Genomic DNA, 23,916 nt, shown 5'->3' with positions numbered 1-23,916 from the left:
GGCGCGCAGAGGGCGCGACCGTGGAGATCGTGATGCGCCCATTGCTGGCACTAAGTACGGTTATCGATCTGCTTAATGAGAAATTGGGCGGCATCTGTAATTGGCTCGTGCTCGCCGCCTGCGTGGTGAGCGCCGCCAACGCGATGATCCGCTACGCGTTCGGCTACAGCTCCAACAGCTGGCTCGAATTGCAGTGGTACATGTTCGCCGTCTTCGTGATGTTCGGCGCCTCCTATACCTTCAAAAAGAACGAGCATGTTCGCGTCGAAATTCTTTATCTCATGCTGTCCGAGCGCGGCCAACTCTGGCTCGACATGATCGGAACGCTGTTCTTCCTGATCCCGTCCTGCCTGTTGCTCAGCTATCTGTCCTGGCCATTCTTCTATCAAGCCTACGAAGTGGGTGAGATTTCGAGCAATGCCGGCGGGCTGGTCCGCTGGCCGATCAAGCTCGTTGTTCCCGTGGGCTTCGTTTTCCTGGCGCTGCAAGGCGTCTCCGAAGTGATCAAGCGCATCGCTGCACTGAAGGGTTACGTCGTGATCGATGCGAAGTATGAGAGGCCGACCCAATGATCACGCTGGAAATGATGCCGCCACTGATGTTCGGCGGCTTGATTCTGGCCATGTTGATCGGATTCCCGGTAGCCTTCACGCTGGCCGCGCTCGGGCTGTCGTTCGGCTTCCTGTCGATCTATCTCGGCTTCTTCGACATGAACTTCCTGCAGGCCATTCCGGGCCGCATTTTCGGCAGCGTGCTCTCCAACGAATTGCTGTTGGCGATTCCCTTCTTCACCTTCATGGGCGCGATATTGGAGCGATGCGGGCTTGCCGAGGACATGCTGGATTCGATGGGCCAGCTGTTCGGCCCGATCCGCGGCGGCCTCGGCTACTCGGTGATCATCGTCGGATTCATCCTCGGCGCAATCACCGGCACGGTGGCGGCGCAAGTCATCGCGATGGCGCTGATCTCGATGCCGGTGATGCTTCGTTACGGCTACAATGTGCGCTACATCACCGGCGTGCTGGCCGCCTCCGGCACCATCACCCAATTGGTGCCGCCCTCGCTGGTGCTGATCGTGATGGCCGACCAGCTCGGCAAGTCGGTCGGCGACATGTATCTCGGCGCCTGGGGACCGTCGGTGCTCCAGATCGCCCTGTTCGCCGGCTACACGTTCCTGCTCGGCATCTTCAAGCCAAGTCACGTCCCTGCGGTTCCAAAGGAAGCGCGGACGCTGACGGGCTGGCCGCTCTGGCGCAAATGCCTGATGGGCATCATTCCGTCGGCCGTGCTGATCTTCGTGGTGCTGGGCACCATGATGCTCGGCCTGGCGACGCCGACGGAAGCCGGCGCGATGGGTGCGATCGGCGCCATCGTTCTCGCCGCGATCCACCACAAGGATCTGAGCAACAAGGGCCACAAGATGCTGCTGATCGGCATCGCCGCCACGGGCATCGGCACGATCATCGGAATGCTCATCGGCGATGGAAAACTGTTCAAGCTGACTTTCGCAGTGGTCTATCTCGCCGTCGTCTGGCTCTGTCTCGAAGCCGTCCGCATCCCCGACCTGCGCGGCCTGATCAAGCAGGGTTACGAGTCGACCATGCGCCTCTCCACCATGGTGGTGTTCATCCTGATCGGCTCGACCTGCTTCTCGGTGGTGTTCCTCGGCGTCTCCGGCGGCGTCTGGCTTGAGCACCATCTGACCTCGCTGCCCGGCGGCGTCTGGGGCTTCCTGATCTTCATCAACCTCTTCATCTTCTTCCTGGCGTTCTTCCTCGACTTCTTCGAGATCGCCTTCATCATCCTGCCGATGATCGCGCCGATCGCGCAGAAGGTATTGGGGCCGGTCGTGGGACCTGATGCCGCGCTGATCTGGTTCGGCGTGATGCTTTGCGTCAACATGCAGACCTCGTTCCTGCATCCGCCGTTCGGCTTCGCGCTGTTCTATTTGCGCGGCGTCGCGCCGAAAGAGGTCAAGAGCTCCGACATCTATTGGGGCGCCCTGCCCTGGATCGGCCTGCAGGCGATCATGGTGGCGATCGTGATCGCTTTCCCGATCGTGGTGACCGCCCTGCTCGACAAGCCGCTCGACGTCGATCTCAGCAAGATCAAGATCGAGGTGCCGCAGATCGAGCTGCCGCCGCTCGATTTCGGCCAACCGAAGCAATAGCGCGCCTCGCTTCTTCAGAAGGAAAAACCCCGGGGCTTTCGCGCCGGGGTTTTCGCTTGTTTTGGCGGTCGCGAGACAGGTCGGCCTTGACGCGCTCGGAGCAACCACCGATCGGCTAGAGCACTTTCGGTTCTGATTGAATCAGAACCGACGCTCTAGCTTTTTGTTTTGACGCGTTTTCTTCACGCGAACCGGCGTCCACTTCGCTCGAAAACGCTTAGGTGGCAGACAACAGCGCCCGGACCATCGGATGACGGTGATCGGCAAGACCGTCAATGACGTCGAAATGATGCCGGCCGGGTTCCTCGATGATGCAGGTCCGCGCCCCGAGGCCGGTCCAGATGTTGGCCAGCAGGGCATTCTGACGGATGAACTCCGGACGCTCCGCTCCGCCGACCCAGCAGGTCACCCGTGCCTCGGGCAATGGCTGCAGCAATGCCGGGCTTTCGGCCCATGCTTCCGCGTCATCAATCCTGAGATCGGCGGTCATGGCGGTCTTCATGAGCGGCCGCAAGTCATGGAGGCCGGAAATCGAGAGCGTGTGTTGTATGCGCGCCCGCACCTGATCCGGCAGCGGCGACGTCGCCGAGATCATGCGCGTGACCAGGTGGCCGCCCGCGGAGTGGCCTGTCAGAAATAGCGGCCCCTCGACCATCGAGGCGGCCCGCTCGACCGCGGCGCCGACCTCACGCGTGATGTCCGCGATGCGAACAGCAGGGCACAGCGTGTAGGACGGCATCGCCACCGCATAGCCGCTGTCGACGGAGCCGCGCGCCAGGTTCGACCAGTAGCTCTTGTCGAGCGCGCGCCAGAAGCCACCATGGACAAACACGACCAGGCCCTGGGGCGAACCTTGCGGGAGGAACAGGTCAAACCGGTTCCGTGCGTTCTCGCCATAGCTGATGTCGAGCCTGGCGCGGGCGGTGCCCTGGAGTTCATCACGATAGGCCTCGGCCGGCTGCACCCACGCCCCCGGCCAGCGTTCGCCGCCGGGGATGTTGGCGGCGTTGGCATAGGCATCATTCCAGTCGGAAACCTGATGGAAAATCATGGACCGATGTCCGTTCGGGGACCTGCGGGTCAGCGCCGATAAATACGACGCAGGTTGACGGAATCTAATAGCATGGAGGCCCGAGGCACAGCGGGAATATATTTCATGCCTATAAATTTTAGGCTTGAAGTAAATGGCTCGCATGGCAGAATTTGCCGTTGCGCGTGAGGAAAACGGATGACCGATTTCAAACGAACGCAATCGCTGTTCAGCCTGCCGGATGGCGTGATCTACCTGGACGGCAATTCGCTCGGCCCGTTGCCCGTTGCGGTCTCGGAACGCGTCCACCGCATGATATCGGAGGAATGGGGAAAGCAACTGATCGGAGGCTGGAACAGCGCCGGCTGGATGGTCCAGCCGCGCCGGATCGGCGACCGCATCGGCCGCTTGATTGGTGCGCCGGAGGGCACGGTGGTGGTCGGCGACACGCTCTCGATCAAGATCTACCAGGCGCTGGCTTCGGCGCTCGAGCTCAACCCGTCGCGGCGCACGGTGTTGACCGACAACGGAAACTTTCCGTCCGATCTCTACATGGCCGAAGGTCTGCTCAGGACGCTCGACCGGGGATATACGCTCAAGGTCGTCGCGCCTGAGGACGTCGAAGCCGCCATCGACGACACGATCGCTGCGACGATGCTGACCGAGGTCGACTACCGCACCGGCCGGCTTCACGACATGGCCGCGCTGACGCAGAAGGCGCACAGCGCCGGCGCCATCACGATCTGGGATCTGGCACATTCCGCGGGCGCGATCCCGGTTGACGTGCTGGGCGCGAAAGCGGATTTCGCGGTTGGCTGCACCTACAAATATCTCAATGCCGGTCCCGGCGCGCCGGCCTTCATCTACGTGGCGCCTCAGCATGCCGAGAACGCACGGCCGGCGCTGTCGGGATGGATGGGACATCAGTCGCCGTTTGCGTTCGATCTCGACTACCGGCCCGGCTCGGGGATCGAGCGGATGCGGGTCGGAACGCCGCCGGTGATTGCGATGGCCGCGCTGGACGCCGCGCTCGATGTCTGGGACGGCGTCAGCATGAACGACGTGCGTCAGGCGTCGATCGTGCTCGCCGATCTCTTCATCCGCGAAGTGGAGGCGCGCTGCCAGGAGCTGAAGCTGGCCTCACCGCGCGACGGAAGCAAACGCGGCAGCCAGGTCTCGTTCCGTCACGACAATGGGTACGCGATCATGCAGGCACTGATCGCGCGCGGCGTGATCGGCGATTTCCGGGCGCCGGACGCGATACGCTTCGGCTTCACGCCGCTTTACATCGGGGAAACGGAGGTTCGCGCCGCGGTCGACGTGATCGCTGACGTCATCGCCAACCGACGGTGGGACACCGCCGAATATCGCAAAAGGGCCCTGATGACATGACCGACAAACCCTACGACCCCTCCCGGGAAGGCGCCCAGATGTCGTTTGCGGGACGCATGTCTTACAGCGACTATCTGAATCTGGAACTTGTGCTGGGAGCCCAGAAGCCGCTCTCGAGCGCGCATGACGAACTGCTGTTCATCATCCAGCACCAAACGTCCGAGCTCTGGATGAAGCTTGCGATACACGAAATCTGCTCGGCGATCAGTGCCATTCGCCAGGATCAGCTTCAGTCCGCCTTCAAGATGCTATCGCGCATGGCGCGGATCTTCGAACAACTCAACAATGCCTGGGACGTGTTGCGGACGATGACGCCGAGCGAATACACCAAGTTTCGCGACCGGCTCGGACAATCCTCCGGCTTCCAGTCATACCAGTACCGGGCGATCGAATTCCTGGCCGGCAACCGCAACCTGGCGATGCTGCGCCCGCATGACCATCGCGGCGACATCGTCGCGAGGCTGGAGGAGATTCTTGCCGCACCCAGCCTCTACGACGAGGCCTTGCTTCTGCTCGGACGCAATGGCTTCGATATCGGCGAGGATGCGCATCGCACCGATTGGCGCGCGACGCGGAGCGAAAATGACAAGGTTCTGGCCGCCTGGAAGACGATCTACGCATCTCCCGGAACCTACTGGATGTTCTACGAACTCGCGGAGAAACTGGTCGATTCGAGGATTATTTCCGCCGCTGGCGCTTCAACCACGTCACCACGGTCGAGCGGATCATCGGCCTGAAGCAAGGTACCGGCGGCACCTCCGGCGTCTCCTATCTGCGCAGGATGCTCGAGGTCGTGCTGTTCCCGGAGCTCTGGAAGGTGAGAACAGAGCTGTAGGATCTCGGGCCAGCCGAAGCAGTCGCGGGCTTCAGCGCTTTCGGCGTGCCTTGCGGCAGCAAGGCACGCCGCGACTGTTGACGGCGGCCGTGAGGCCTGTGAAGACACCGGATACCGATCGTCCTCGAACGCGCAGATCCCCGCCCATGCCCCAATTGCGTCCCGCCCGCTCGTTCGTTCGCCCACTGATCATGTCGCTCGGCCTGGCCGTTGCCGCGCCCGTGGCGCATGCGGCGCCGGAGGCCGACCTTCGCGCGCTGGCACAGCAGGAGCAGCAGCCGCTCCTCGACACCCTGCGCGACCTCGTGCAGATCGAATCCGGCAGCAAGGACATCGAGGGGCTCAACCAGATCGCCGAGCGCATCGCCGGCCAGCTCAAGCAGATCGGCGGCGCGGTGGAGATCCTGCAAACCACCGACATCTACCGGCTGGACGACACGCCCGAGAAGATCGGCCCGGCCGTGCAGGCCGTATTCACCGGCACCGGCAGCGCGAAGATCATGCTGATCGCGCACATGGACACGGTGTATCTCAAGGGCATGCTGAAGGACCAACCCTTCCGCATCGATGGCGACAAGGCCTATGGGCTCGGCATCGCCGACGACAAGCAGGGCATCGCCACCATCCTCCATGCCGTGGCGCTGCTGCAGAAGCTCAACTTCAAGGACTACGGCACCCTCACCGTGCTCATCAACGGCGACGAGGAAATCAGTTCGCCCGGCTGGCGCAGCACCATCACCCGCGTTGCCGCGGAGCAGGATGCCGTGTTCTCGTTCGAAGGCAGCGACGCCAGCGGCACGCTCCGCCTCGCCACCAGCGGCATCGGCTCGGCCTACCTGACGGTGCAGGGTAGATCGTCGCATGCGGGCGCCAGGCCCGAAGGCGGCGTCAATGCGCTCTATGAGCTGTCACACCAGGTGCTGCAGATGAAGGACCTCTCCAAGCCGGAGCAGGGCCTGAAGCTGAACTGGACGGTTTCCAAGTCCGGCACCAACCGCAACGTGATCCCCGCTGAAGCCACCGCCCAGGCCGATGCGCGCGCGCTCAAGGTTGCGGATTTCGACGAGCTCGAGAAGGCGCTGCAGGACAAGATCAAGAACCGCCTACTGGCCGACTCCAAGGTGGACGTGAAATTCGAGGTGCGTCGCCCGCCGCTCGAAGCCAACGATGCCTCGCGCCGCGTGGCAAGCCACGGCAAGACGATCTATCAGGAGCTGGGCATGTCGCTGAACGTGGCCGAGAGAGCCACAGGCGGCGGCACCGACGCTGCGTTTGCCGCCCTCAAGACCAAGGGCGCCGTGGTGGAAGGCATGGGCCTGTCCGGCTTCGGCGCACACTCCAACGATGCGGAGTACGTGCAGATCAACAGCGTCGTGCCGCGTCTGTACCTGACCGCCCGCATGATCATGGACCTGTCCGACGGCAAGGTGAAATAGACCGGCAGGCTACCGCACGGCGTTTGCGCACGGCCCGAAATGGCACCGCAGTGATTGCGGCGACTGCGCACTGTCCCTAAGCTGGCGCACCGCAAACCGCTTCTGGGGAGGTCGGTGTGATGTACAAGCACCTGATCGGACTGCTTTGCTCGATCCTGCTCTTGGTCATCCTGGCGACCCCGGGGTCGGCGCTCGATCTCGGGCGTCGCGGACTGCTCGGCATTACGGCCACGCCGCTGCCGGCAGGAACCGGCTCGATCGGGCCTGGCGTGCTGGCCGCGCGCGTCATCGCCGGCTCGCCGGCCGCTCAAGCCGGCGTGGTCTCCGGTGATGTCGTGGTGTCGGTGGACGGCACGCCGCTCGCCGCAGTTGACGACTTCCTGCGCGAGGTGCGGGTGCACCGCGCCGGCGACACCATCCGCGTCGAGCTGCGCCGCGCCGGCCAACCGCTCACACTGGCGATCACGCTCGGCGCTGTACCGTTCGAGACTGCCTCCGGCGTCGATTTCACCTATGACGCCGTCACAACGCCGACCGGACTTCGGCGCACGATCATGACCACGCCGCAGGCGCCTGCTGCCGGACGGCGACCGGCGGTGCTGCTGATCGGCGGCATCGGCAGCTACAGCGTCGACTATTCCTTCGATCCCGACCACGACGTCGCCGAGCCCTACCGGCGCCTGCTCACCGCCCTCACCCGCCGCGGCTTCGTCACCCTCAGGGTTGAGAAGAGCGGCGTCGGCGACAGCGAAGGGCCGCCGGCCAAGGAAGTGGATCTCGAGGGCGAGCTCGCCGGTTACGTCGCCGGCCTGCGGATGCTCAAGCAGCGGCCGGAGGTCGATCCCGAGCGGGTCTTCATTCTGGGCCACAGCATCGGCAGCGTGGAAGCGCCGATGGCCGCGGCACGCGACCCGGTGCGTGGCATCGTCGTCATGCAAGGCGTGGGCACGACGTGGTTCGAGTACGAACTCGTCAATGTGCGCCGGCAATTGCAACTGGAAGGGCTGGCGCCTGCCGCGGTGGCCGACCGCATGGCGCTCAAGGAATGGGCGATGCATCGCCTCCTGATCGAGGGCCAGCCACGCGCGGCGCTGCTGGCTGAACGGCCGGCCGCTGCGGCGATGATCAAGTATCCGGCTTCGGACGCTTACCTGCGCCAGGTCGCCGCGCTCAACCTGCCGGCGTTGTGGGCGCCGCTCGACCTACCCGTGCTGGTGGTTTACGGAAACGCGGATTTCATCACCGGTGAAGCCGACAGCCGGGCGATTCTGCAGAACGTCAACAGCGTCCACCCCGGCCGCGGCGAGCTCAGGATCATCGACCACATGGACCACTACCTGACTGATGCCGCAGACCAGGCAACGAGCTTCAAGGCTCCGCGGGCGTGGGATCTGACGCCGGCGCGGCATCCGGCCTACCAAACAGCGATCGAGTCGGTTGTCGGCGATTGGCTGGTGGCCCAAGCTGGCCACAGCGGTTGAAGGCTACAGCTTGAAGCGTGAGACGTCCGCTTTCGGGTGCATTACCACTTCGCTCAAAACCCTCTGTTCAACCGCAGGCCGTCTCACGACGCCGGCTCAGCCTCGGCTAGGCGGAAGCGCAGCGTGAACTGGGCACCGCCGGCCGGCAGGTTCTCCACCCTCACCGTCGCATCGTGATCGTCGACGACGCCGCGCACGATCGACAGCCCGAGCCCCGCGCCGTCGGTGCGCTGCCGATCGCTGCGCCAGAAGCGCTGGAAGATCAGGCCCTGCTCGGCGGGCGCAATCCCCGGTCCGCAGTCGCGCACCTGCACCGAGCCGTCTTCGTGCACCTCGACATCGACTGAGGTCGCATCGGCGGTGTACTTGATGGCGTTCTCCGCCAGATTGAAGATCGCCCGCTGCAGCATCTCGGCATTGCCCCTGACCCGGACCGGACTGTCGGTGCCGCGCAGCGCGATGTCCTTCTGCTGCGCCAGCGCGTAGGGCGCGATCGAGCCGACCACCTCGGCGCACACCGCGCGCAGGTCCGCAGTCTCGCCGGGATCCAGCACCAGCGTATCGAGCTCGGCGATCTCGAGCAGCTGGTTGACGATCCGGCTCATGCTCTCGATGTCGGCATGCAGCTCGCTGGTCCCCTTGGCTGCGTCCAGCGTCTCGATCCGGGTCCTGAGGATCGCGAGCGGGGTACGAAGCTGATGCGCGGCGTCGGCGGTGAACTGGCGCTGCACGTGAAAGCCGTCCTCCAGACGGTCGAAGGCCTGGTTGACGGCGGTCACCAGCGGCAGGATCTCGCTCGGAATCCCCTCGGTCGGCAGGCGGATATCGGTCCTGGCCGGCCCGATGCTCCTGGCCTCCTCCGAGGCGCGCAACAGCGGGACAATCGCGCGGCGAAAGATCAGGATATCGGCGGCAAGCAGGATCAGCAGGATCGGGATGGTGATCCAGCCTACCCGCCGGAAGAAGTTGGTGACGATGTCATCGATGATGACGTCGCGATGCGACAGGTCCTCGGCGACCTGGATCCGCAGCGTCTGGCCGCCGAGCAGCCTGGTGACGCTGGCACCGGAGATCCGGTCGACCGAGGCCGGCAGTGGCGGCGCCTCGCGATGCGACGAAAACAGCACGTGGCCGTCCGCATCGTAGATGTCGTAGCGGTAGCGGCCATAGGCGTCGGAATAGAGCCCCCTCAGGCTATCAGGCAGGTTCAGCGATACCTTGCCGCTGGAATCGACGGAGAGGTTTTGGCCGAGATCGGCAGCCTGATCGCGCATTGCCTCGCGATGCAGATGGTTGATCTCCGTATTCAACAGCCATAGCAGCAAGAGCGGCAGGAAGATCGCGGCGACCGCAACCGCCACGATGTGCAGGAACACGATCCGCGAGGTCAGCGACTTGAAGCGGAACACCGCTACTTCTCCTCCGCCATCAGATAGCCGACGCCGCGAATGGTGTGGATGATGATCCTGGCGTGGTGCTCGGCGAGCAGCTTGCGCAGGCGCGACACATAGACCTCGACCGCGTTCGAGGCCACCTCGCCCGACAGCCCGAAGATGTGGTCCTCGACGTTCTTCTTCGGCACCACCCGACCCTGCCGCCGCAGCAGGATCTCCAGCACCGACGTCTCACGCGCCGAGAACACGTGCGGCGCACCGTCGACGAACACCTGCTTGCTCTCGGTGTCGTAGACAAGATTGGCGAGCTTCAGCGACGAGCCGAGCAGCTGGCCGGGCCGGCGCAGGATGGCTTCGAGCCGTGCCACCAGCTCTTCCAGCGCGAACGGTTTCGCCAGATAGTCGTCCGCGCCGCTGCGCAGGCCGTTGACCCGATCCTGCAGGCCGTTGCGCGCGGTCAGCACCAGCACCGGCAGCGGGTCGGTCTTGCGGCGAAGCTCCGACAGCACCGACAGGCCGTCGCCGTCGGGTAGACCGAGATCGAGGATCATGGCGGCATAGGTGACGCTGCGCAGCGCATCACGCGCCTCGGCAACGCTGTTGACGACATCGGATTCATACCCCGCCGCCATCAGCCCGCTGGCGAGAAGTCTCGAGAGCTCGACATTGTCCTCGACGATCAGAAGGCGCATCGCAGCAGTCCTGTCTTCATTCGATGTCTTCCGTTTGCACATCCTGTCGCGATGCGCCAGCCACGAGACGAACAGCGCGACGGATCGCGTTTTGGTCAATCACCTTGGGCAATCACGATGTGCAAACGACACGCATTTAGGCATAACGCCTCGATTGCGCGACCCGCGCTATGTTTTCACTATGGCCGGTCCCACCGGCCATGACGTGAAAATAGATAAACGCCTACCGGCTGCAATCAAAATCGGCGCACCCCCCGCATGAATGGGCCGGCCAGCGTAAGGCTGGCGTCAGCAAGCCCTGATAACAGATTGCTCGTTCTCGCTGAGAGCTCGACGACTGCCCAATATGCGGCAAGACCTCGATCCTCGCGCGAGGGTTTCATGCAGGATTGGCCGGGCGGGCGATGTCATTTCGAATGAAGCATATGGGCTTTGCGGCGATGCCGGTGCTGGCCGTGCTCCTCGCCGGCACGTGGCTGATGACGCGCGCCGACGGCGTCGTGAGCGCCAAGGCTGCACAGAAGATGGCAGCGCAGGAGACCGCGCCGCAGGATGTCAACGTCGAGCAGCAATATGTCGCGCTGAGCGACAAGCAGGCCGCTTCGCTCAAGGTCATGGCGGCGGAACAACGTTCGTTCCGGACACTGAAGAACGCGGTCGGCTCGATCGACTTCAACCAGAACATGCTGGTGCAGGCCTTCACGCCGAATCCCGGCAGGATCGTCGACACGCCGCTCAATGTCGGTGACGAGGTTGCCAAGAGCGACACGCTGTTCACGATCGACAGCCCCGACCTGCTGCAGGCGGAATCATCGCTGCTCGCCTCGTCCGGCGTGCTCGAACTGCAGATCAGGACACTGGCGCGGGTCAGGCAGCTGCTGAAGACCGGCGGCGGTGCGCAGAAGGACGTCGACCAGGCGACGTCGGATCAGCAGACCGCCGAAGGCAACTACAAGGCCGCGCGCGACGCGGTGCGCATCTTCGGCAAGACCGACGCCGAGATCGACCGCATCGTCGCCGACCGCAAGGTCGATTCCATCCTGGTGGTTCCGAGCCCGATCTCCGGGCGGATCATCGCGCGCAACGCCGCGCCGGGGCTCTATGTGCAGCCCGGCAATGCCCCGGCGCCCTACTCGCTGGCCGACATCTCGACGATGTGGATGGTCGCCAATGTGATCGAGACCGATGCCCCCTCGTATCGGATCGGCCAAACGGTCGAGGTCCGCCTGCCCGCCTATCCGAACGAGGTGTTTCGCGGCCGCGTTACGACGCTCGGCCTCAACATCGATCCGACCTCGCACCGTCAGCTGGTGCGCTCGGTGATCGACGATCCCCAGCACAAGCTGCGCGCCGGCATGCTGGCGAGCTTCACCATCGAAACCGAGCCGCCGAAACTGTCGGTCAGCGTGCCCTCGGACGCGATCGTGCGCGAGGGCGACGGAACGATGACGGTCTGGGTCACGACTGACGGCCGCAAATTCGACCGCCGCACGGTTGTGATCGGCATGGAGCAGGACGGCTGGCGGCAGATCCTCTCAGGCCTCGGCGCCGGTGAAAAGGTCGCCTCTAGCGGCGCGATCTTCCTCAGCAACAAGTTCGCCAATGCGGCCACCGGATAGCACGCCGGATGCGACGCTGAGCGCGCGCTCGTCACCCCGAGAGGAAGTGCAGCACCTTGATCAAGAGCCTCCTCCAGTTCGGCCTGACCCGAAGCGCCGTCATCGTGCTTGGCCTCATCGTGTTCTGCGCCGCCGGGTTCGCGGCGTTCGCCAAGCTGAACATCGAGGCCTATCCGAACCCGGCGCCTGTGATCATCGAGATCACGGCGCAGGCCGCCGGGCTTTCCGCCGAGGAAATGGAGAAGTACTACACGATCCCGATGGAGGTCGGGTTGTACTCGACGCCCGGTGTCGTCAACATCCGCTCGACCTCGTTCTACGGCCTGTCCTTCGTGCGGGTCACCTTCAAATATGGCGTCGACTATTATTTCGCGCTGACCCAGGCCACCAACAGCCTCACGCAGAACGTCCAGCTGCCCGGCAGTCAGGTCCCGCAGATCCAGCAATCGAGCCTGGTCGGCGAGATCTACCGCTACCAGCTGGTCGGGCCGCCGAATTTCGGCCTGACCAATTTGCGGACCTTGCAGGACTATGTCGTTGCCCGCCGGCTGATGACGCTTCCGGGCGTGGTGCAGATCAACTCCTGGGGCGGCACCACCAAGCAGTTCAACGTCGACGCTGATCTCGCCAAGCTCGAGGCCTACAACATCACCGTGCCGCAGCTGATCAGCGCGCTCGGCAATTCCAACGTCAATGTCGGCGGCCGCGAGATCGCGATCGGCCAGCAATCCGTCAACATCCGCGGCATCGGCCTGATCAATTCCGGCGGCGATGACGACGTCACCAAGGGCTACAAGGTCCAGGACATCGAGAACATCGTCCTGACCCAGTCGAACGGGCTGCCGGTCCAGATCAAGGACGCCGCCAAGGTGTCGATCGGCTATGTGCCGCGGCTCGGGATCGCCGGCAAGGACGGCCATGACGACGTCGCCGCCGCGATCGTGGTGATGGGACGCACCCAGCACACCAACGACATCATCCCCAGGGTCGAGGAAGAGGTCGCCAGCATCAACAGCGACGGCACCCTGCCCCCTGGTGTCAAGATCGTACCCTATTACGATCGCTCTTCGCTGGTCAGCGTGACGACCCACACGGTGCTGCACAATCTGCTGTTCGGCTGCCTTTTGGTGTTCGTGATCCAGTGGGTCTTCCTCGGCGACCTCAGAAGCGCGCTGATCGTCAGCGCCAACATCCCGTTCGCACTGTTCTTCGCCATCATCATCCTGGTGCTGCAGGGCGAGGACGCCAATCTGCTGTCGCTCGGCGCGGTCGATTTCGGCATCATCGTCGATTCCGCCGTCATCATGATGGAGAACATCTTCCGCAACTTCCAGTCCAGCCCCGAGAACCGGCTGCGCGTGCTGCAGAACCTCGCCGAAGGCTATTGGGGGAGCGACCCGACGACGCAGCACGGCGGGCCTGCGCCGGGCTGGACCGAACGGCTGCGCATGATCTTCGTCAGCGCGCTGCAGGTCGACAAGGCGGTGTTCTTCACCGCGGCCATCACGGTGACCGCCTTCGTGCCGCTGTTCACGATGCAGGGCGTCGAGGGCCAGATCTTCGGCCCGATGGCGCGCACCTATGGCTATGCGCTGGCCGGCGCGCTGCTGGCGACCTTCACGGTGACGCCGGTGCTGGCGTCGCTGCTGCTGCCGCGGCATATCGAGGAAACCGAAACCATCATCGTGCGCTGGCTGCGCAAGAGCTACACGCCGGTGCTGCGCTGGTCGCAGGCCAATCTGAAGATCGCGGTTGCGGCCGGGATCGTGTTCCTCGGCCTCAGCGCGCTGGCGGCGAGCCGGCTCGGCAGCGAATTCCTGCCCGCGCTCGAGGAAGGCAATTTCTGGATCCGCGCCTCGATGCCGCCGACCATCTCGCTCGAGGCCGGCACCGACCCGACCCGCAAGATGCGCGAGATCCTGCTGCGCCACCCCGAGATCATCACCGTGGTGTCGCAGCATGGCCGCCCCGACAATGGCAGCGACGCCTCGCCCTTCTCCAATGTCGAGTTATTCGCGCCGATCAAGCCGTTCGACCAGTGGCCGCCGGGTCTGACCAAGGAGAAGCTCACCGAGGAGCTGCAAAAGGAATTCGACGAGGAGATGCCCGGCGTCACCTTCAACTTCTCGCAGTACATCCAGGACAACATCGAGGAGGCGCTCTCCGGCGTGAAGGGCGCGAACTCGATCAAGATCATCGGCCCCAATCTCGACGTGCTCGAAGGGCTCGCGACCAAGGTGGCGCAGGAGATGGCGAAAATCCGCGGCGTCGCCGATCTCGGCATTTTCCATCTGGTCGGCCAGCCCAACCTCAACATCCGGGTCAACCGGGAAAAGACCGCGCGCTACGGCCTCAACACCGGCGACGTCACCACCGTGGTGCAGGCCGCGCTCGGCGGCGCCAATGCGACGACGGTGCTGGAGGGCGACCGGCAGTTCGGCGTCGTGGTGCGGCTCGATCCGAAATTCCGCAGGAGCATCGACGCGGTGCGCGACATCAAGGTCGCCTATGCCACTCCGTCGGGCACCAACGCCTATATCCCCCTGAGCGAGCTTGCCGACATCTCGCTCGATACCGGCGCGCTGTTCATCTATCGCGAACGCAGCCAGCGCTACATCCCGATCAAGTTCAGCGTCCGCGGCCGCGATCTCGGCAGCACGGTGGCGGAGGCGCAGGCGAAGATCGCCGAGGCGGTGCCGTTGCCCACCGGCTACCGGATGATCTGGTCCGGTGAGTTCGACAATCTCGAAGCCGCCAAGGCACGGCTGATGATCGTGGTGCCGGTCACGCTGCTTCTGATCTTCGTGCTGCTCTACAGCCTGTTCAACTCGCTGCGCGACAGCCTGCTGGCGCTGGCCGGCATTCCCTTCGCGGTCGGCGGCGGCCTGATCGCGCTGTACCTCGCCGGGCTCGACTTCTCGATCTCGGCCGCGATCGGCTTCATCTCGCTGTTCGGCGTCGCGGTCATGGACGGCATTCTCAACATCACCTATTTCCGCGAGCTGCGCGCGTCGGGCCAGAGCATTGCGGAGGCGGTGTTCAACGGCGCCGAGCAGCGCATGCGCCCGATGCTGATGACCGCGCTGTCCGCGGGCGTCGGCCTGTTCCCGGCCGCGCTGTCGCATGGCATCGGCAGCCAGGTGCAGCGGCCGCTCGCAACCGTGGTGGTCGGCGGCATGTTCATCGGCCCGCTGCTGCTCCTGATCGTAGCACCCGCGCTGCGCAAGATCTTCCTGTCGCGCGAACGTGCCGCCGCGCCCAGCGAGACGCCTGCCGCGGCGCCGCCTGAAGCCGCGCATTAGGGGGCCTGCCATGGACGATTTCAGCACCAGCACGCCGCGTCATGCCGCTCCCGCGATGCGCGGGCTGGCCGCGGCCGCCGGCGCCCTCATGCTTGCAAGCTGCGCGGTCGGCCTCAATTTCTCGTCGCCGCCCGCCCCCACCGTCGCCGGCTACACGCCGGAGAAGCTGCAATCGCCGCCATCCGATCCGGCCGGACCGCGCGTGGCCGGGCAACGCTTCGTCAACGGCGCCGACATCCCGACGCGCTGGTGGGCCGCGTTCCGCTCCGCACCGCTCAACCAGCTGATCCGCATGTCGGTCGAGCGCAATCCGTCGCTGCAGGCCGCGGAGGCCGCGATCAGGCTGGCGAACTTCAACGCGCTGGCGCAGCGCGGCCTGTACTTTCCGCAAGTCGGCGCAAACTTCACCCCGTCCGACCAGCTTGTCTCCAACGCCGTGTCGGGGCCCGGCAACACGGCGCAGGCCCGCTACACGCTGTACACCGCGCAGCTCAATATCAGTTTCGTGCCCGACGTGTGGGGCGAGAACATGCGTAACGTCGAGAGCCTCGACGCGCTCACCGAGCAGGCTCAGTTCCAGCTCGAGGCGGCCTATCTGACGCTCACCTCCAATGTGGTGACGGCGGCGATCCAGGAGGCCTCGCTGCGCGGCCAGATCGCCGCCACCGAGCACATCATCAAGGTCGAGCGCGACATCCTCGGCATTCTGCAGAACCAGTTCAATGCCGGCCAGGCGGCGCAGGTCGACGTGCTGGCGCAGCAGGCGGCGCTGGCGCAGTCCGAGGAGACCTTGCCGCCGCTGCAGAAGCAGCTCGCGATCCAGCGCGATTTGCTCACGGCGCTGGCCGGGCAATTTTCCGCCGATGAGATCCTGCAGAAATTCGATCTGCAGCGCCTCGCGCTGCCGGGCAATCTGCCGGTGAGCCTGCCAAGCACGCTGGTGGCGCAGCGCCCCGACGTGCGGGCGGCCGAGGCCAATCTGCATTCGGCAAGCGCGCTGGTTGGTGCCGCGATCGCAGCAAGGCTGCCGAGCTTCACCATCTCCGCCAACCCCGGCTCGACCGCCTTCAACGCCGCCCAGCTGTTCACGCCGGGAACGCTGTTCTACACGGTTGCCGGCAGCGCGACCCAGACCGTGTTCGACGGATTGACGCTGTACCACAAGCAGAAGGCGGCGGAGGCCGCGCTTGAGCAGGCCAACGCGCAGTACCGCCAGGCCGTCGTCACGGCGTTCCAGAACGTCGCCGACGCGCTGCGCAGCCTGCAGGCTGACGCCCGTGCCGTGCAGGCCGCGATCAAGGCGGAGGACGCCGCCAAGGCCAGCCTCGACATCGTGCAGAAGCAGCTCGGGCTCGGCCAGGTCAATCAGGTCAATGTGCTGAACGCGCAGCAGGTCTATTTGAATGCCGCGATCACCCGCGTGCAGGCGGTGGCGACGCGGCTGTCCGACACCGCGGCGCTGTTCATGGCGCTCGGCGGCGGCTGGCCGACCGATTGCGCGACCAGCGACTGGCGCGCCTGCGTGTTCGAAAGCCGCGTCGCGTCGAAGAACTGACCGTTGAATAAGCTAAGCCCCGAAGCGATGGCTTCGGGGCTTGCTGTCGTCATCATGCCGAGCCGCGGTCACACCTGCGAGTGGCGCGCCATGAAATTGTCGTAGCCGACTTCGGCGACCTGGAACCATTGATAGCCGTTGTTGGAGAACGACGTCAGCGAGTCATAGACCTTCTTGAAGTTGGCGTTGGTCGCCGAGACCTCGGAATGCAGCTCCTTGGCGGCCTTGAAGGAGGCTTCCATCACCGTGGCCGGGAACGGGCGCAGCTTGGTGCCGACCGCGAGCAGCTTCTTCAGCGCGATCGGGTTGGCCTGGTCGTAACGCGCCATCATCCAGTTGTTGGCGAGATGGCCGGCCTGCTCGAGTACGAACTGATAGTGCTTCGGCAGCGCATTCCATTTGTCGAGGTTGATCATCGCCACCAGCATCGGGCCGCCTTCCCACCAGCCGGGGAAGTAATAGTTCGGCGCAACCTTGTGGAAGCCGAGCTTCTCGTCGTCGTAGGGACCGACCCACTCGGCTGCATCGATGGTGCCTTTTTCCAGCGCCGGATAGATGTCGCCGCCGGCAAGCTGCTGCGGCACCGCGCCGAGCTTCTGCATCACCTTTCCGGCAAAGCCGCCGATGCGGAATTTGAGGCCCTTGAGATCGTCGACGCTGGTGATCTCCTTGCGGAACCAGCCGCCCATCTGGCAGCCGGTGTTGCCGGCCAGCAGCGAGGTGACGTTGTAGCTCTTGTAGAACTCGTTGAGCAGCTCCTTGCCGCCGCCCAGCAGGTACCAGGCCTGGTTGAGGCGCATGTTGGGTCCGAACGGCACCGAGGAGCCGAAGGTGAAGGTCGCGTCCTTGCCGTAATAATAATAGGGCGCGGTGTGCCCCATCTCGACAGTGCCGTTCTGCACGGCGTCGAGCACCTGCAGGCCCGGCACGATCTCGCCGGCGGCAAAGGTCTGGATCTGGAATTTGTTGTCGGTGGCTTCACCCACCGCCTTCGCCATCAGCTCGGCGCCGCCGTGCAACGTGTCGAGCGACTTCGGCCAGCTCGTCGTCAGCCGCCACTTGAGCTCCGGCATCGACTGCGCGATGGCCGGCGCCGCGACGGTTGCGGCACCAGCGACGCCCAGACCCGTGACCTTGATGAAATCCCTGCGCTTCATTTGAATGAATCCTGCCCTGTATGATTGTGTTGTCCGAGCGTCGACTGCTTGCGATCGTCGCGCCAGTTTTCTTTTTTTGCCGTCATGACCGGTGACCGATCATGCGCCGCCTTCGTGTCGAGGCTTCGGGCGCGAGCATGGAGCATCCCCTTGCCGAACGCCAGACGCAAAAAACCCGGCCTCCTTGCAGAGGCCGGGCTACTTAAGTTGAAGCTTGGCGTGGGCTTCATTCCTGGAAGCGAAACCCCTGCTTGTCGTCTTGCAGCGTTCTCCTCGCGCGAACGCTGCGCCGATCAGCCGCGGGTACGCGAGCGGATCATGAAGCTGTCGAAGGTGTACTCGGCGACCTGCCACCACAGATACTGGTCCGAACGGTAGGCCTGCATGGCGTCGATCGACTTCTTGAAGTCGGCGTTCTTGGCCGAGATCTCGCCCCACAGCTCGTTGGTCGCCTTGAGGCAGGCCTCGAGCACCTCGTTGGTGAACGGGCGCAGCTGGGTGCCGCCGGCCACCAGCCGCTTCAGCGCCGAGGGGTTCTGCATGTCGTAGCGCGCATTCATCCAGCTGTTGGCGTTGGCGCACGCATTGGTCAGGATCGCCTGGTAGTTCTTCGGCAACGCGTTCCACTTCTCCAGGTTGATGAAGGAGTGCACGGTCGGACCGCCTTCCCAGAAGCCCGGATAGTAGTAGTACTTGGCGACCTTCTGGAAGCCGAGCTTCTCGTCGTCATAGGGACCGACCCACTCGGCGGCGTCGATGGTGCCCTTTTCGAGCGCCGGATAGATGTCGCCGCCGGCGAGCTGCTGCGGCACCACCCCGACCTTCTGCAGCACCTGACCTGCGATGCCGCCGATGCGGAATTTGAGGCCGGAGAGATCGGCGACCGTCTTGATCTCCTTGCGGAACCAGCCGCCCATCTGGGTGCCGGTGTTGCCGGTCGGGAAGCCGATCACGCCGAACTTCTTGAAGAACTCGTTGCCGAGCGCCTCGCCGCCGCCCTGGTACCACCAGGAGTTCTGCATGCGCGCGTTGAGGCCGAACGGCACCGACGCGTAGATCGCAAAGGTCGGGTCCTTGCCGACATAGTAGTACGAGACGGTGTGGCACATCTCGACCGTGCCGTTGGAGGTCGCGTCCAGCGCCTGCAGGCCGGGGACGACTTCACCCGCCGCGAACACCTGGATCTGGAACTTGTTGTCGGTCATTTCGGCGACGTATTTCGAAACCTCGACGGCGCCGCCATAGATGGTGTCCAGCGACTTCGGGAAGCTCGAGGTCAGGCGCCACTTGATTTCAGGCGAGGACTGCGCGATCGCCGGCGCCGCAACCGCCGTCGCGGCAGCACCGGCCGCAGAAACTTTCAAAAAATCACGACGCTTCATCGTAAGGCTTCTCCTTGAGGGGCGTTTCCCAGTGACCGCAAGCAGTTCTCCGGCGGGACGCTTGCACAGGCCTGCCGAGGCGCTCTGGGTCGGCCCTTTAACACGGAAGGCGGCCTCACGGAAACGCGACAATGGCATGACCGCGCCAATTAAACGAAAGTCTGATGACGCGGGAATCGGCCGGAAATTGCTGCTCAGGCCGCGGCGATGACGCCTTGCAGCTGCTCGCGGACCGGGCCTTCGATCGCGCGGTAAATCGCCGCGTGCGCGCCGTCCGGCCCGCGCTCAACCACCGGGCTACCGGGGCAATCAGCGCCGCGTCGTCTCCCGCGCTTTCTTGGCCTGGCTGGCCAAGTGCCGCCCGCGCCGGATCCAGCTTTGTGCGGTCGTGTGGCTCACGCCATACGTCTTCGAGATCGCCGCCGCGGCCTCCTTAATCGAGTCGGATTTCTTCGCAATGTTGAATGCCATCCGGGAAGCCTCTTCGCGCTTCTCCCGCGTCAGATGTTTGCGGCGTGCTTTCTTTGCTGGTGCTGCCATGTTGATCGTGGCCTCACGGCCTTTCCCGCGGTTACGGCCTGGCGATGGACTCGTTTAAGCTGACGGACAGACTGGTACGATTCGGCTATCTCTTCACAACCATACAGGCCGAAAGCGGTCCAGCAACCGTTCAGCGCGACAGTTCTGTGAAGAACCGCCGCCGAGGCCGACGCCTTTAGAGCCCGGCCCGTGACGACGGCAAGGCAACTTCAGGCTGCGGCGATGACACCTTGCAGCTGCTCACGGACCTTGCCGCCGATCGCGCGGTAAATCGCCGCGTGCGGGCCGTCCGGTTCGCTCTCGACCACGGGGGTGCCGGAATCGGACGCGGTCCGGATGGCGATGTGCAGGGGAATTTCGCCGAGGAACGGCACCCCGAGCTTCTCGGCCTCGTGGCGGGCGCCGCCATGGCCAAAGATGTCCGAGCGCGCGCCGCAATGCGGGCACTGGAAATAGCTCATGTTCTCGACGATGCCGAGCACCGGCACGTTGACCTTCTTGAACATCGCCAATCCCCGCCGGGCGTCGATCAGCGAGAGGTCCTGTGGGGTCGAGATGATGACGGCGCCCTTGAGCGGGACGTTCTGCGCCAGCGTCAGCTGGGCGTCGCCGGTGCCGGGCGGCATGTCGACCACCAGCACGTCCAGCGTGCCCCAGGCGACGTCGCGCAGCATCTGGGTGATCGCGGACATCACCATCGGCCCGCGCCAGATCATCGCGGTGTCCTCCTCGACCAGGAAGCCGATCGACATGATCGACAGGCCGAAGCGCTGCAGCGGGATCATCTTCTTGTCGGCGTTGAGCTGCGGCTTCTCGCGGATGCCGGTCAGCCGCGGCACCGACGGGCCGTAGATGTCGGCGTCGAGCAGCCCGACGCGCAGGCCGAGGTCGCGCAGGCCGAGCGCGAGGTTGAGCGCCGTGGTCGACTTGCCGACCCCGCCCTTGCCGGAGGCAACCGCGATCACGGCGGAGATGCCGGGAATCTCGGCCTGGCGCGCCATCGGCGATTGCGCGCCAGGCGGATGCGGATGCCGGTGCGCGGACGCCGGCGGGACGCCGCCGGCCGGCCGCGGCGCAGGCGCCGCAGCGCCCGCCTTGCGCTCCGCGGTCAGCGCGATCATCGCCACGCTGACGCCGGGAATGGCGCGCACGGCGTTCTCGGCCTGCGCACGCACGCTTTCCCAGGCGCGGGCCTCCGCTGCGTCAACGTTGATCGAGAAGAACACCTTGCCGTCGGTGACCGTGATCGCCGACAGCACATTGGCGTTGGTCAAGACTGTGCCGCGCGGCGACATCACCTTGGCAAGGCAATCGAGAACCTGTTGCTGCGTCACGCTCACGGCGCATCTCCTGAAAAGTTCAAGCGACGACCCATAGAGCGTTGCAGCGCAAAAGGCTACCTCGCTCCGACGTCGTCCCGCCGCTCGGCCGGCGCTGCCGAGCCGCCTTCCTTGGCGGCCTCGTAGTTCAGCTCGATCATGACCCCGTTGGGGTCGTTGACGAAGATCTGCCAGAGGTCGCCGCCGGGAACCTGGCGCGAGTCGAATTCCATGCCCTTGGACTGAAGCCGCTGCCTCATCCCGTCAAAGCCCTGGCTGGCAAAGGCGACGTGGTGGACGACGCCGGAATCCGGCTTTTGTGCCTCGCTGGTCTGCGAAATATCGACCAGATGCACGACCGCCTTGCCCTCGCTGTACATCCATGCGCCGGGGAACGCGAAGTTCGGCCGTGCGCCCTTCTCCAGGCCCAGAATGTCCTCATAGAACCGCACCGTGGCGGCGAGATTCCGGGTCCGGATATTGAAATGATCGAGCACACCCACGCTCATGCCCATGCGAGACACTCCCATTTTTGTGAAGTTCTTTGGTGGGGCGATCCTAGCACAAAACCGGGGTCTGCCATCCAACGAAGGCGTTGCCCTCCGCTGCGCAGGGGGTATGGTGCGGCTCCTTCCATGGACGGAATGCCCTGCCCGCCGCGACGTTTTCCGGCGGTCTCAAGGGGCGATCACCACGGCAAATCACAGAACCCAAGGTAACAGATATGGCTAAAGTCGCTTTTCTCGGTCTCGGCGTGATGGGTTTCCCGATGGCGGGACACCTCGTGAAAAAGGGCGGCCATGAGGTCACCGTTTACAACCGGACCGCGGCGAAGGCGAAGGAATGGGCCGACAAGTTCGGCGGCAAGACCGCGCCGACGCCGAAGGCCGCCGCCGAAGGCCAGGATTTCGTGATGTGCTGCGTCGGCAATGACAACGACCTGCGCGCGGTCACGATCGGCCCCGACGGCGCCTTCGCCGGGATGAAGAAGGGCGCGACCTTCGTCGATCACACCACCGCCTCCGCCGAGGTCGCCCGCGAGCTCGATGCGGCCGCCACCAAGGCCGGCTTCAAATTCGTCGACGCGCCGGTGTCCGGCGGCCAGGCCGGCGCCGAGAACGGCGTGCTAACGGTGATGTGCGGCGGCAGCGCGGACGCCTATGCCGGCGCCGAGCCGATCATCACCGGCGCCTATGCGCGGATGTGCAAATTGCTGGGACCGGCGGGCGCCGGCCAGCTGACCAAGATGGTCAACCAGATCTGCATCGCCGGCCTCGTGCAGGGCCTCTCCGAGGGCATCCACTTCGCCAAGAAGAGCGGCCTCGACGTCGCGGCCGTGATCGAGACCATCTCCAAGGGCGCGGCGCAGTCCTGGCAGATGGAGAACCGCTACAAGACCATGAACGAGGGCAAGTACGATTTCGGCTTCGCGGTCGAGTGGATGCGCAAGGACCTCTCGATCGCGCTGGCGGAAGCCCGCCGCAACGGCGCCACGCTGCCGGCGACCGCCCTGGTCGACCAGTTCTATGCCGAGGTCGAGAAGATGGGCGGCAAGCGCTGGGATACGTCGAGCCTGCTGGCGCGGCTGCAGCGGTAGCTGCTCGCATAGGTCGCGGTGACCCGCGTCGGCGGGTCACCAGCCATGCAGCGTCGTCTCGCGAAGGAGAATTTTCCCTTTGAAGGTCGCGCTGCCAAAATATCGAAAACAACCCCATGCAAAGGAGCTGGCCGGCCGCCGGCATTCGATATGGCAACTTGACATGTCGGGCAAATCAGGGGCACACTTCCATTATTCCGAAATTGTAACTTCTAGTTGGCGGTTTAGTGCACTGTCACCGTATCCGCAGAACAGGGTCAAGAATGATCATTGTCGGGGAGTTAAGTGCACTGTCACCGAAATTGGCAGAGGTTCCGCGCGGAATGTCTGCGGCAGGTCCAGCCCATCCACTTTCGAGAGATAAGTCTCCGGCCGACGTGCGCAAAACGCCCACCGTCTTACCACCTTGCACACAGGCTGGGGGTTCCGGTATCGCGCTCTCTGCGGCTTAAATTTCCTCCCACTCCACGCTCGACGATCGCTCGCCAGTTTCCAAGAAAGCGACCGCAATCTCAGCTACCTTTTCCATTGGAAGACAATAGCGCCGCGGCATTGGTGTCGATGTATCGCCCATCAAGAACTCTTGCGTACCCCCTCCTTCGTGCTCAATTGTCCCCACCGCCATCAAGTAAGGCGGAGCCCCATCAGTTGAACTAAACTGTACGCAACCATCCCCGGATCCGAGGCCTAAGAGCAGCTTGCGATCGTTTGTGCCGACAAGCTCCGACAAAAATGGTTGCCTCTGCCGTGTGTCGTTAATGATCCTTCGCAACGCTGGCGACCCGTCAACTACTGTCTCATTCAGAGGATTCGTGGCGTCCTGTCTGTCGAAAAACTGGGCTCTCATGGATGCACCCCAACGAACACTGTCGAGCCATTCGGAGTTATAACGTTAAGCTGCGCCTGATGGTAGCATGCGTGGAAGAAGGTTTGTGCAACTTGAGCAGATGGTTGGGTTGTTTATAAACAGCGTGCCTTCCGAAAGTCCCTGCTGCTGCATAACGGCCGCAGCATG

20 protein-coding genes and 1 pseudogene are annotated in these 23,916 nt (G+C 64.2%); 10 read left to right on the top strand and 11 right to left on the bottom strand.

Annotated elements, in window-relative coordinates; all coding sequences use genetic code 11:
* The first annotated feature begins 32 nt into the window (after positions 1 to 32).
* Positions 33 to 572 (top strand): TRAP transporter small permease subunit, encoded by a 540-nt coding sequence (locus WDM24_RS16260; RefSeq protein WP_029078537.1) that lies wholly within the window; start codon positions 33 to 35, stop codon positions 570 to 572.
* Positions 569 to 2,170: a TRAP transporter large permease gene (locus tag WDM24_RS16255; RefSeq protein ID WP_166294637.1), complete on the top strand. Its 1,602-nt coding sequence runs from the start codon at positions 569 to 571 to the stop codon at positions 2,168 to 2,170. Before WDM24_RS16260 ends, WDM24_RS16255 begins: the two co-directional genes overlap by 4 nt.
* 217 nt (positions 2,171 to 2,387) lie before the next feature.
* On the opposite strand, the gene WDM24_RS16250 is transcribed toward WDM24_RS16255, so the two are convergent.
* A complete protein-coding gene (locus tag WDM24_RS16250) occupies positions 2,388 to 3,221 on the bottom strand; it encodes an alpha/beta hydrolase (protein ID WP_338831815.1) in 834 nt (277 codons plus the stop codon).
* Between the two features lie 177 nt (positions 3,222 to 3,398).
* Between WDM24_RS16250 and kynU the strand changes: the two genes are divergently transcribed.
* The 4 genes and pseudogenes from kynU to WDM24_RS16230 all read left to right on the top strand — a co-directional run bounded on the left by kynU (position 3,399) and on the right by WDM24_RS16230 (position 8,344).
* Entirely contained in the window at positions 3,399 to 4,592 is a 1,194-nt protein-coding gene (gene kynU, locus WDM24_RS16245; RefSeq protein ID WP_338699496.1) for a kynureninase, read from the top strand.
* A pseudogene (gene kynA / locus WDM24_RS16240) lies at positions 4,589 to 5,427 on the top strand (tryptophan 2,3-dioxygenase). Before kynU ends, kynA begins: the two are co-directional and overlap by 4 nt.
* A gap of 146 nt (positions 5,428 to 5,573) precedes the next feature.
* Entirely contained in the window at positions 5,574 to 6,863 is a 1,290-nt protein-coding gene (locus tag WDM24_RS16235) for a M20/M25/M40 family metallo-hydrolase (protein ID WP_338831814.1), read from the top strand.
* 119 nt (positions 6,864 to 6,982) lie between these two features.
* Positions 6,983 to 8,344: a PDZ domain-containing protein gene (locus tag WDM24_RS16230; protein ID WP_338831813.1), complete on the top strand. Its 1,362-nt coding sequence runs from the start codon at positions 6,983 to 6,985 to the stop codon at positions 8,342 to 8,344.
* Positions 8,345 to 8,427: 83 nt separating this feature from the next.
* On the opposite strand, the gene WDM24_RS16225 is transcribed toward WDM24_RS16230, so the two are convergent.
* Positions 8,428 to 9,753 (bottom strand): sensor histidine kinase, encoded by a 1,326-nt coding sequence (locus WDM24_RS16225; RefSeq protein ID WP_338699490.1) that lies wholly within the window; start codon positions 9,751 to 9,753, stop codon positions 8,428 to 8,430.
* Between the two features lie 2 nt (positions 9,754 to 9,755).
* Positions 9,756 to 10,430: a response regulator transcription factor gene (locus WDM24_RS16220; protein WP_338699488.1), complete on the bottom strand. Its 675-nt coding sequence runs from the start codon at positions 10,428 to 10,430 to the stop codon at positions 9,756 to 9,758.
* A gap of 404 nt (positions 10,431 to 10,834) precedes the next feature.
* On the opposite strand from WDM24_RS16220, the gene WDM24_RS16215 reads away from it, so the two are divergent.
* The 3 genes from WDM24_RS16215 to WDM24_RS16205 are packed head-to-tail and all read left to right on the top strand — an operon-like array spanning position 10,835 to position 16,906.
* Positions 10,835 to 12,049, top strand: coding sequence for an efflux RND transporter periplasmic adaptor subunit (locus tag WDM24_RS16215; RefSeq protein WP_338831812.1), 1,215 nt, complete (start codon positions 10,835 to 10,837; stop codon positions 12,047 to 12,049).
* A gap of 56 nt (positions 12,050 to 12,105) precedes the next feature.
* The gene (locus WDM24_RS16210) at positions 12,106 to 15,351 is read left to right on the top strand and encodes a CusA/CzcA family heavy metal efflux RND transporter (RefSeq protein WP_338831811.1); all 3,246 of its coding nucleotides are present in this window, start codon (positions 12,106 to 12,108) and stop codon (positions 15,349 to 15,351) included.
* A gap of 10 nt (positions 15,352 to 15,361) precedes the next feature.
* Positions 15,362 to 16,906 carry an efflux transporter outer membrane subunit gene (locus WDM24_RS16205; protein ID WP_414645729.1) on the top strand — a complete coding sequence of 515 codons (1,545 nt, stop codon included), beginning with the start codon at positions 15,362 to 15,364 and terminating at the stop codon, positions 16,904 to 16,906.
* A gap of 68 nt (positions 16,907 to 16,974) precedes the next feature.
* Here the strand turns inward: WDM24_RS16205 and WDM24_RS16200 are convergent, their stop codons facing one another.
* The 6 genes from WDM24_RS16200 to WDM24_RS16175 form a co-directional block, all read right to left on the bottom strand.
* Entirely contained in the window at positions 16,975 to 18,063 is a 1,089-nt protein-coding gene (locus WDM24_RS16200; RefSeq protein ID WP_166294620.1) for a TRAP transporter substrate-binding protein, read from the bottom strand.
* The gene (locus WDM24_RS16195) at positions 18,060 to 18,233 is read right to left on the bottom strand and encodes a hypothetical protein (RefSeq protein ID WP_166294618.1); all 174 of its coding nucleotides are present in this window, start codon (positions 18,231 to 18,233) and stop codon (positions 18,060 to 18,062) included. Before WDM24_RS16195 ends, WDM24_RS16200 begins: the two co-directional genes overlap by 4 nt.
* A 123-nt stretch (positions 18,234 to 18,356) precedes the next feature.
* A complete protein-coding gene (locus tag WDM24_RS16190) occupies positions 18,357 to 19,445 on the bottom strand; it encodes a TRAP transporter substrate-binding protein (protein ID WP_338831810.1) in 1,089 nt (362 codons plus the stop codon).
* 309 nt (positions 19,446 to 19,754) lie between these two features.
* On the bottom strand, positions 19,755 to 19,985 hold the full coding sequence (locus WDM24_RS16185; protein ID WP_338699478.1) for a hypothetical protein: 231 nt from the start codon (positions 19,983 to 19,985) through the stop codon (positions 19,755 to 19,757).
* Positions 19,986 to 20,194: 209 nt separating this feature from the next.
* Positions 20,195 to 21,325 (bottom strand): Mrp/NBP35 family ATP-binding protein, encoded by a 1,131-nt coding sequence (locus tag WDM24_RS16180; RefSeq protein WP_338699477.1) that lies wholly within the window; start codon positions 21,323 to 21,325, stop codon positions 20,195 to 20,197.
* Between the two features lie 56 nt (positions 21,326 to 21,381).
* Complete coding sequence (locus tag WDM24_RS16175) at positions 21,382 to 21,819, bottom strand: VOC family protein (protein ID WP_414645728.1); 438 nt, start codon at positions 21,817 to 21,819, stop codon at positions 21,382 to 21,384.
* Between the two features lie 209 nt (positions 21,820 to 22,028).
* Between WDM24_RS16175 and WDM24_RS16170 the strand changes: the two genes are divergently transcribed.
* Positions 22,029 to 22,901 carry an NAD(P)-dependent oxidoreductase gene (locus tag WDM24_RS16170; protein ID WP_166294613.1) on the top strand — a complete coding sequence of 291 codons (873 nt, stop codon included), beginning with the start codon at positions 22,029 to 22,031 and terminating at the stop codon, positions 22,899 to 22,901.
* A gap of 448 nt (positions 22,902 to 23,349) precedes the next feature.
* Here WDM24_RS16170 and WDM24_RS44505 read toward each other — a convergent pair whose 3' ends face one another.
* Together WDM24_RS44505 and WDM24_RS44500 are read right to left on the bottom strand one after the other, a co-directional pair.
* Positions 23,350 to 23,748: an Imm1 family immunity protein gene (locus WDM24_RS44505; protein WP_166204171.1), complete on the bottom strand. Its 399-nt coding sequence runs from the start codon at positions 23,746 to 23,748 to the stop codon at positions 23,350 to 23,352.
* Positions 23,749 to 23,793: 45 nt separating this feature from the next.
* The gene (locus WDM24_RS44500) at positions 23,794 to 23,901 is read right to left on the bottom strand and encodes a hypothetical protein (RefSeq protein WP_414645727.1); all 108 of its coding nucleotides are present in this window, start codon (positions 23,899 to 23,901) and stop codon (positions 23,794 to 23,796) included.
* Between the last annotated feature and the right edge of the window lie 15 nt (positions 23,902 to 23,916).

This window comes from Bradyrhizobium sp. 27S5 (assembly GCF_037217225.1).
Lineage (GTDB): Bacteria > Pseudomonadota > Alphaproteobacteria > Rhizobiales > Xanthobacteraceae > Bradyrhizobium > Bradyrhizobium septentrionale.
Note: the sequence above shows the minus strand (reverse complement) of the source record. Positions and strands in the feature narration are given on the sequence as shown.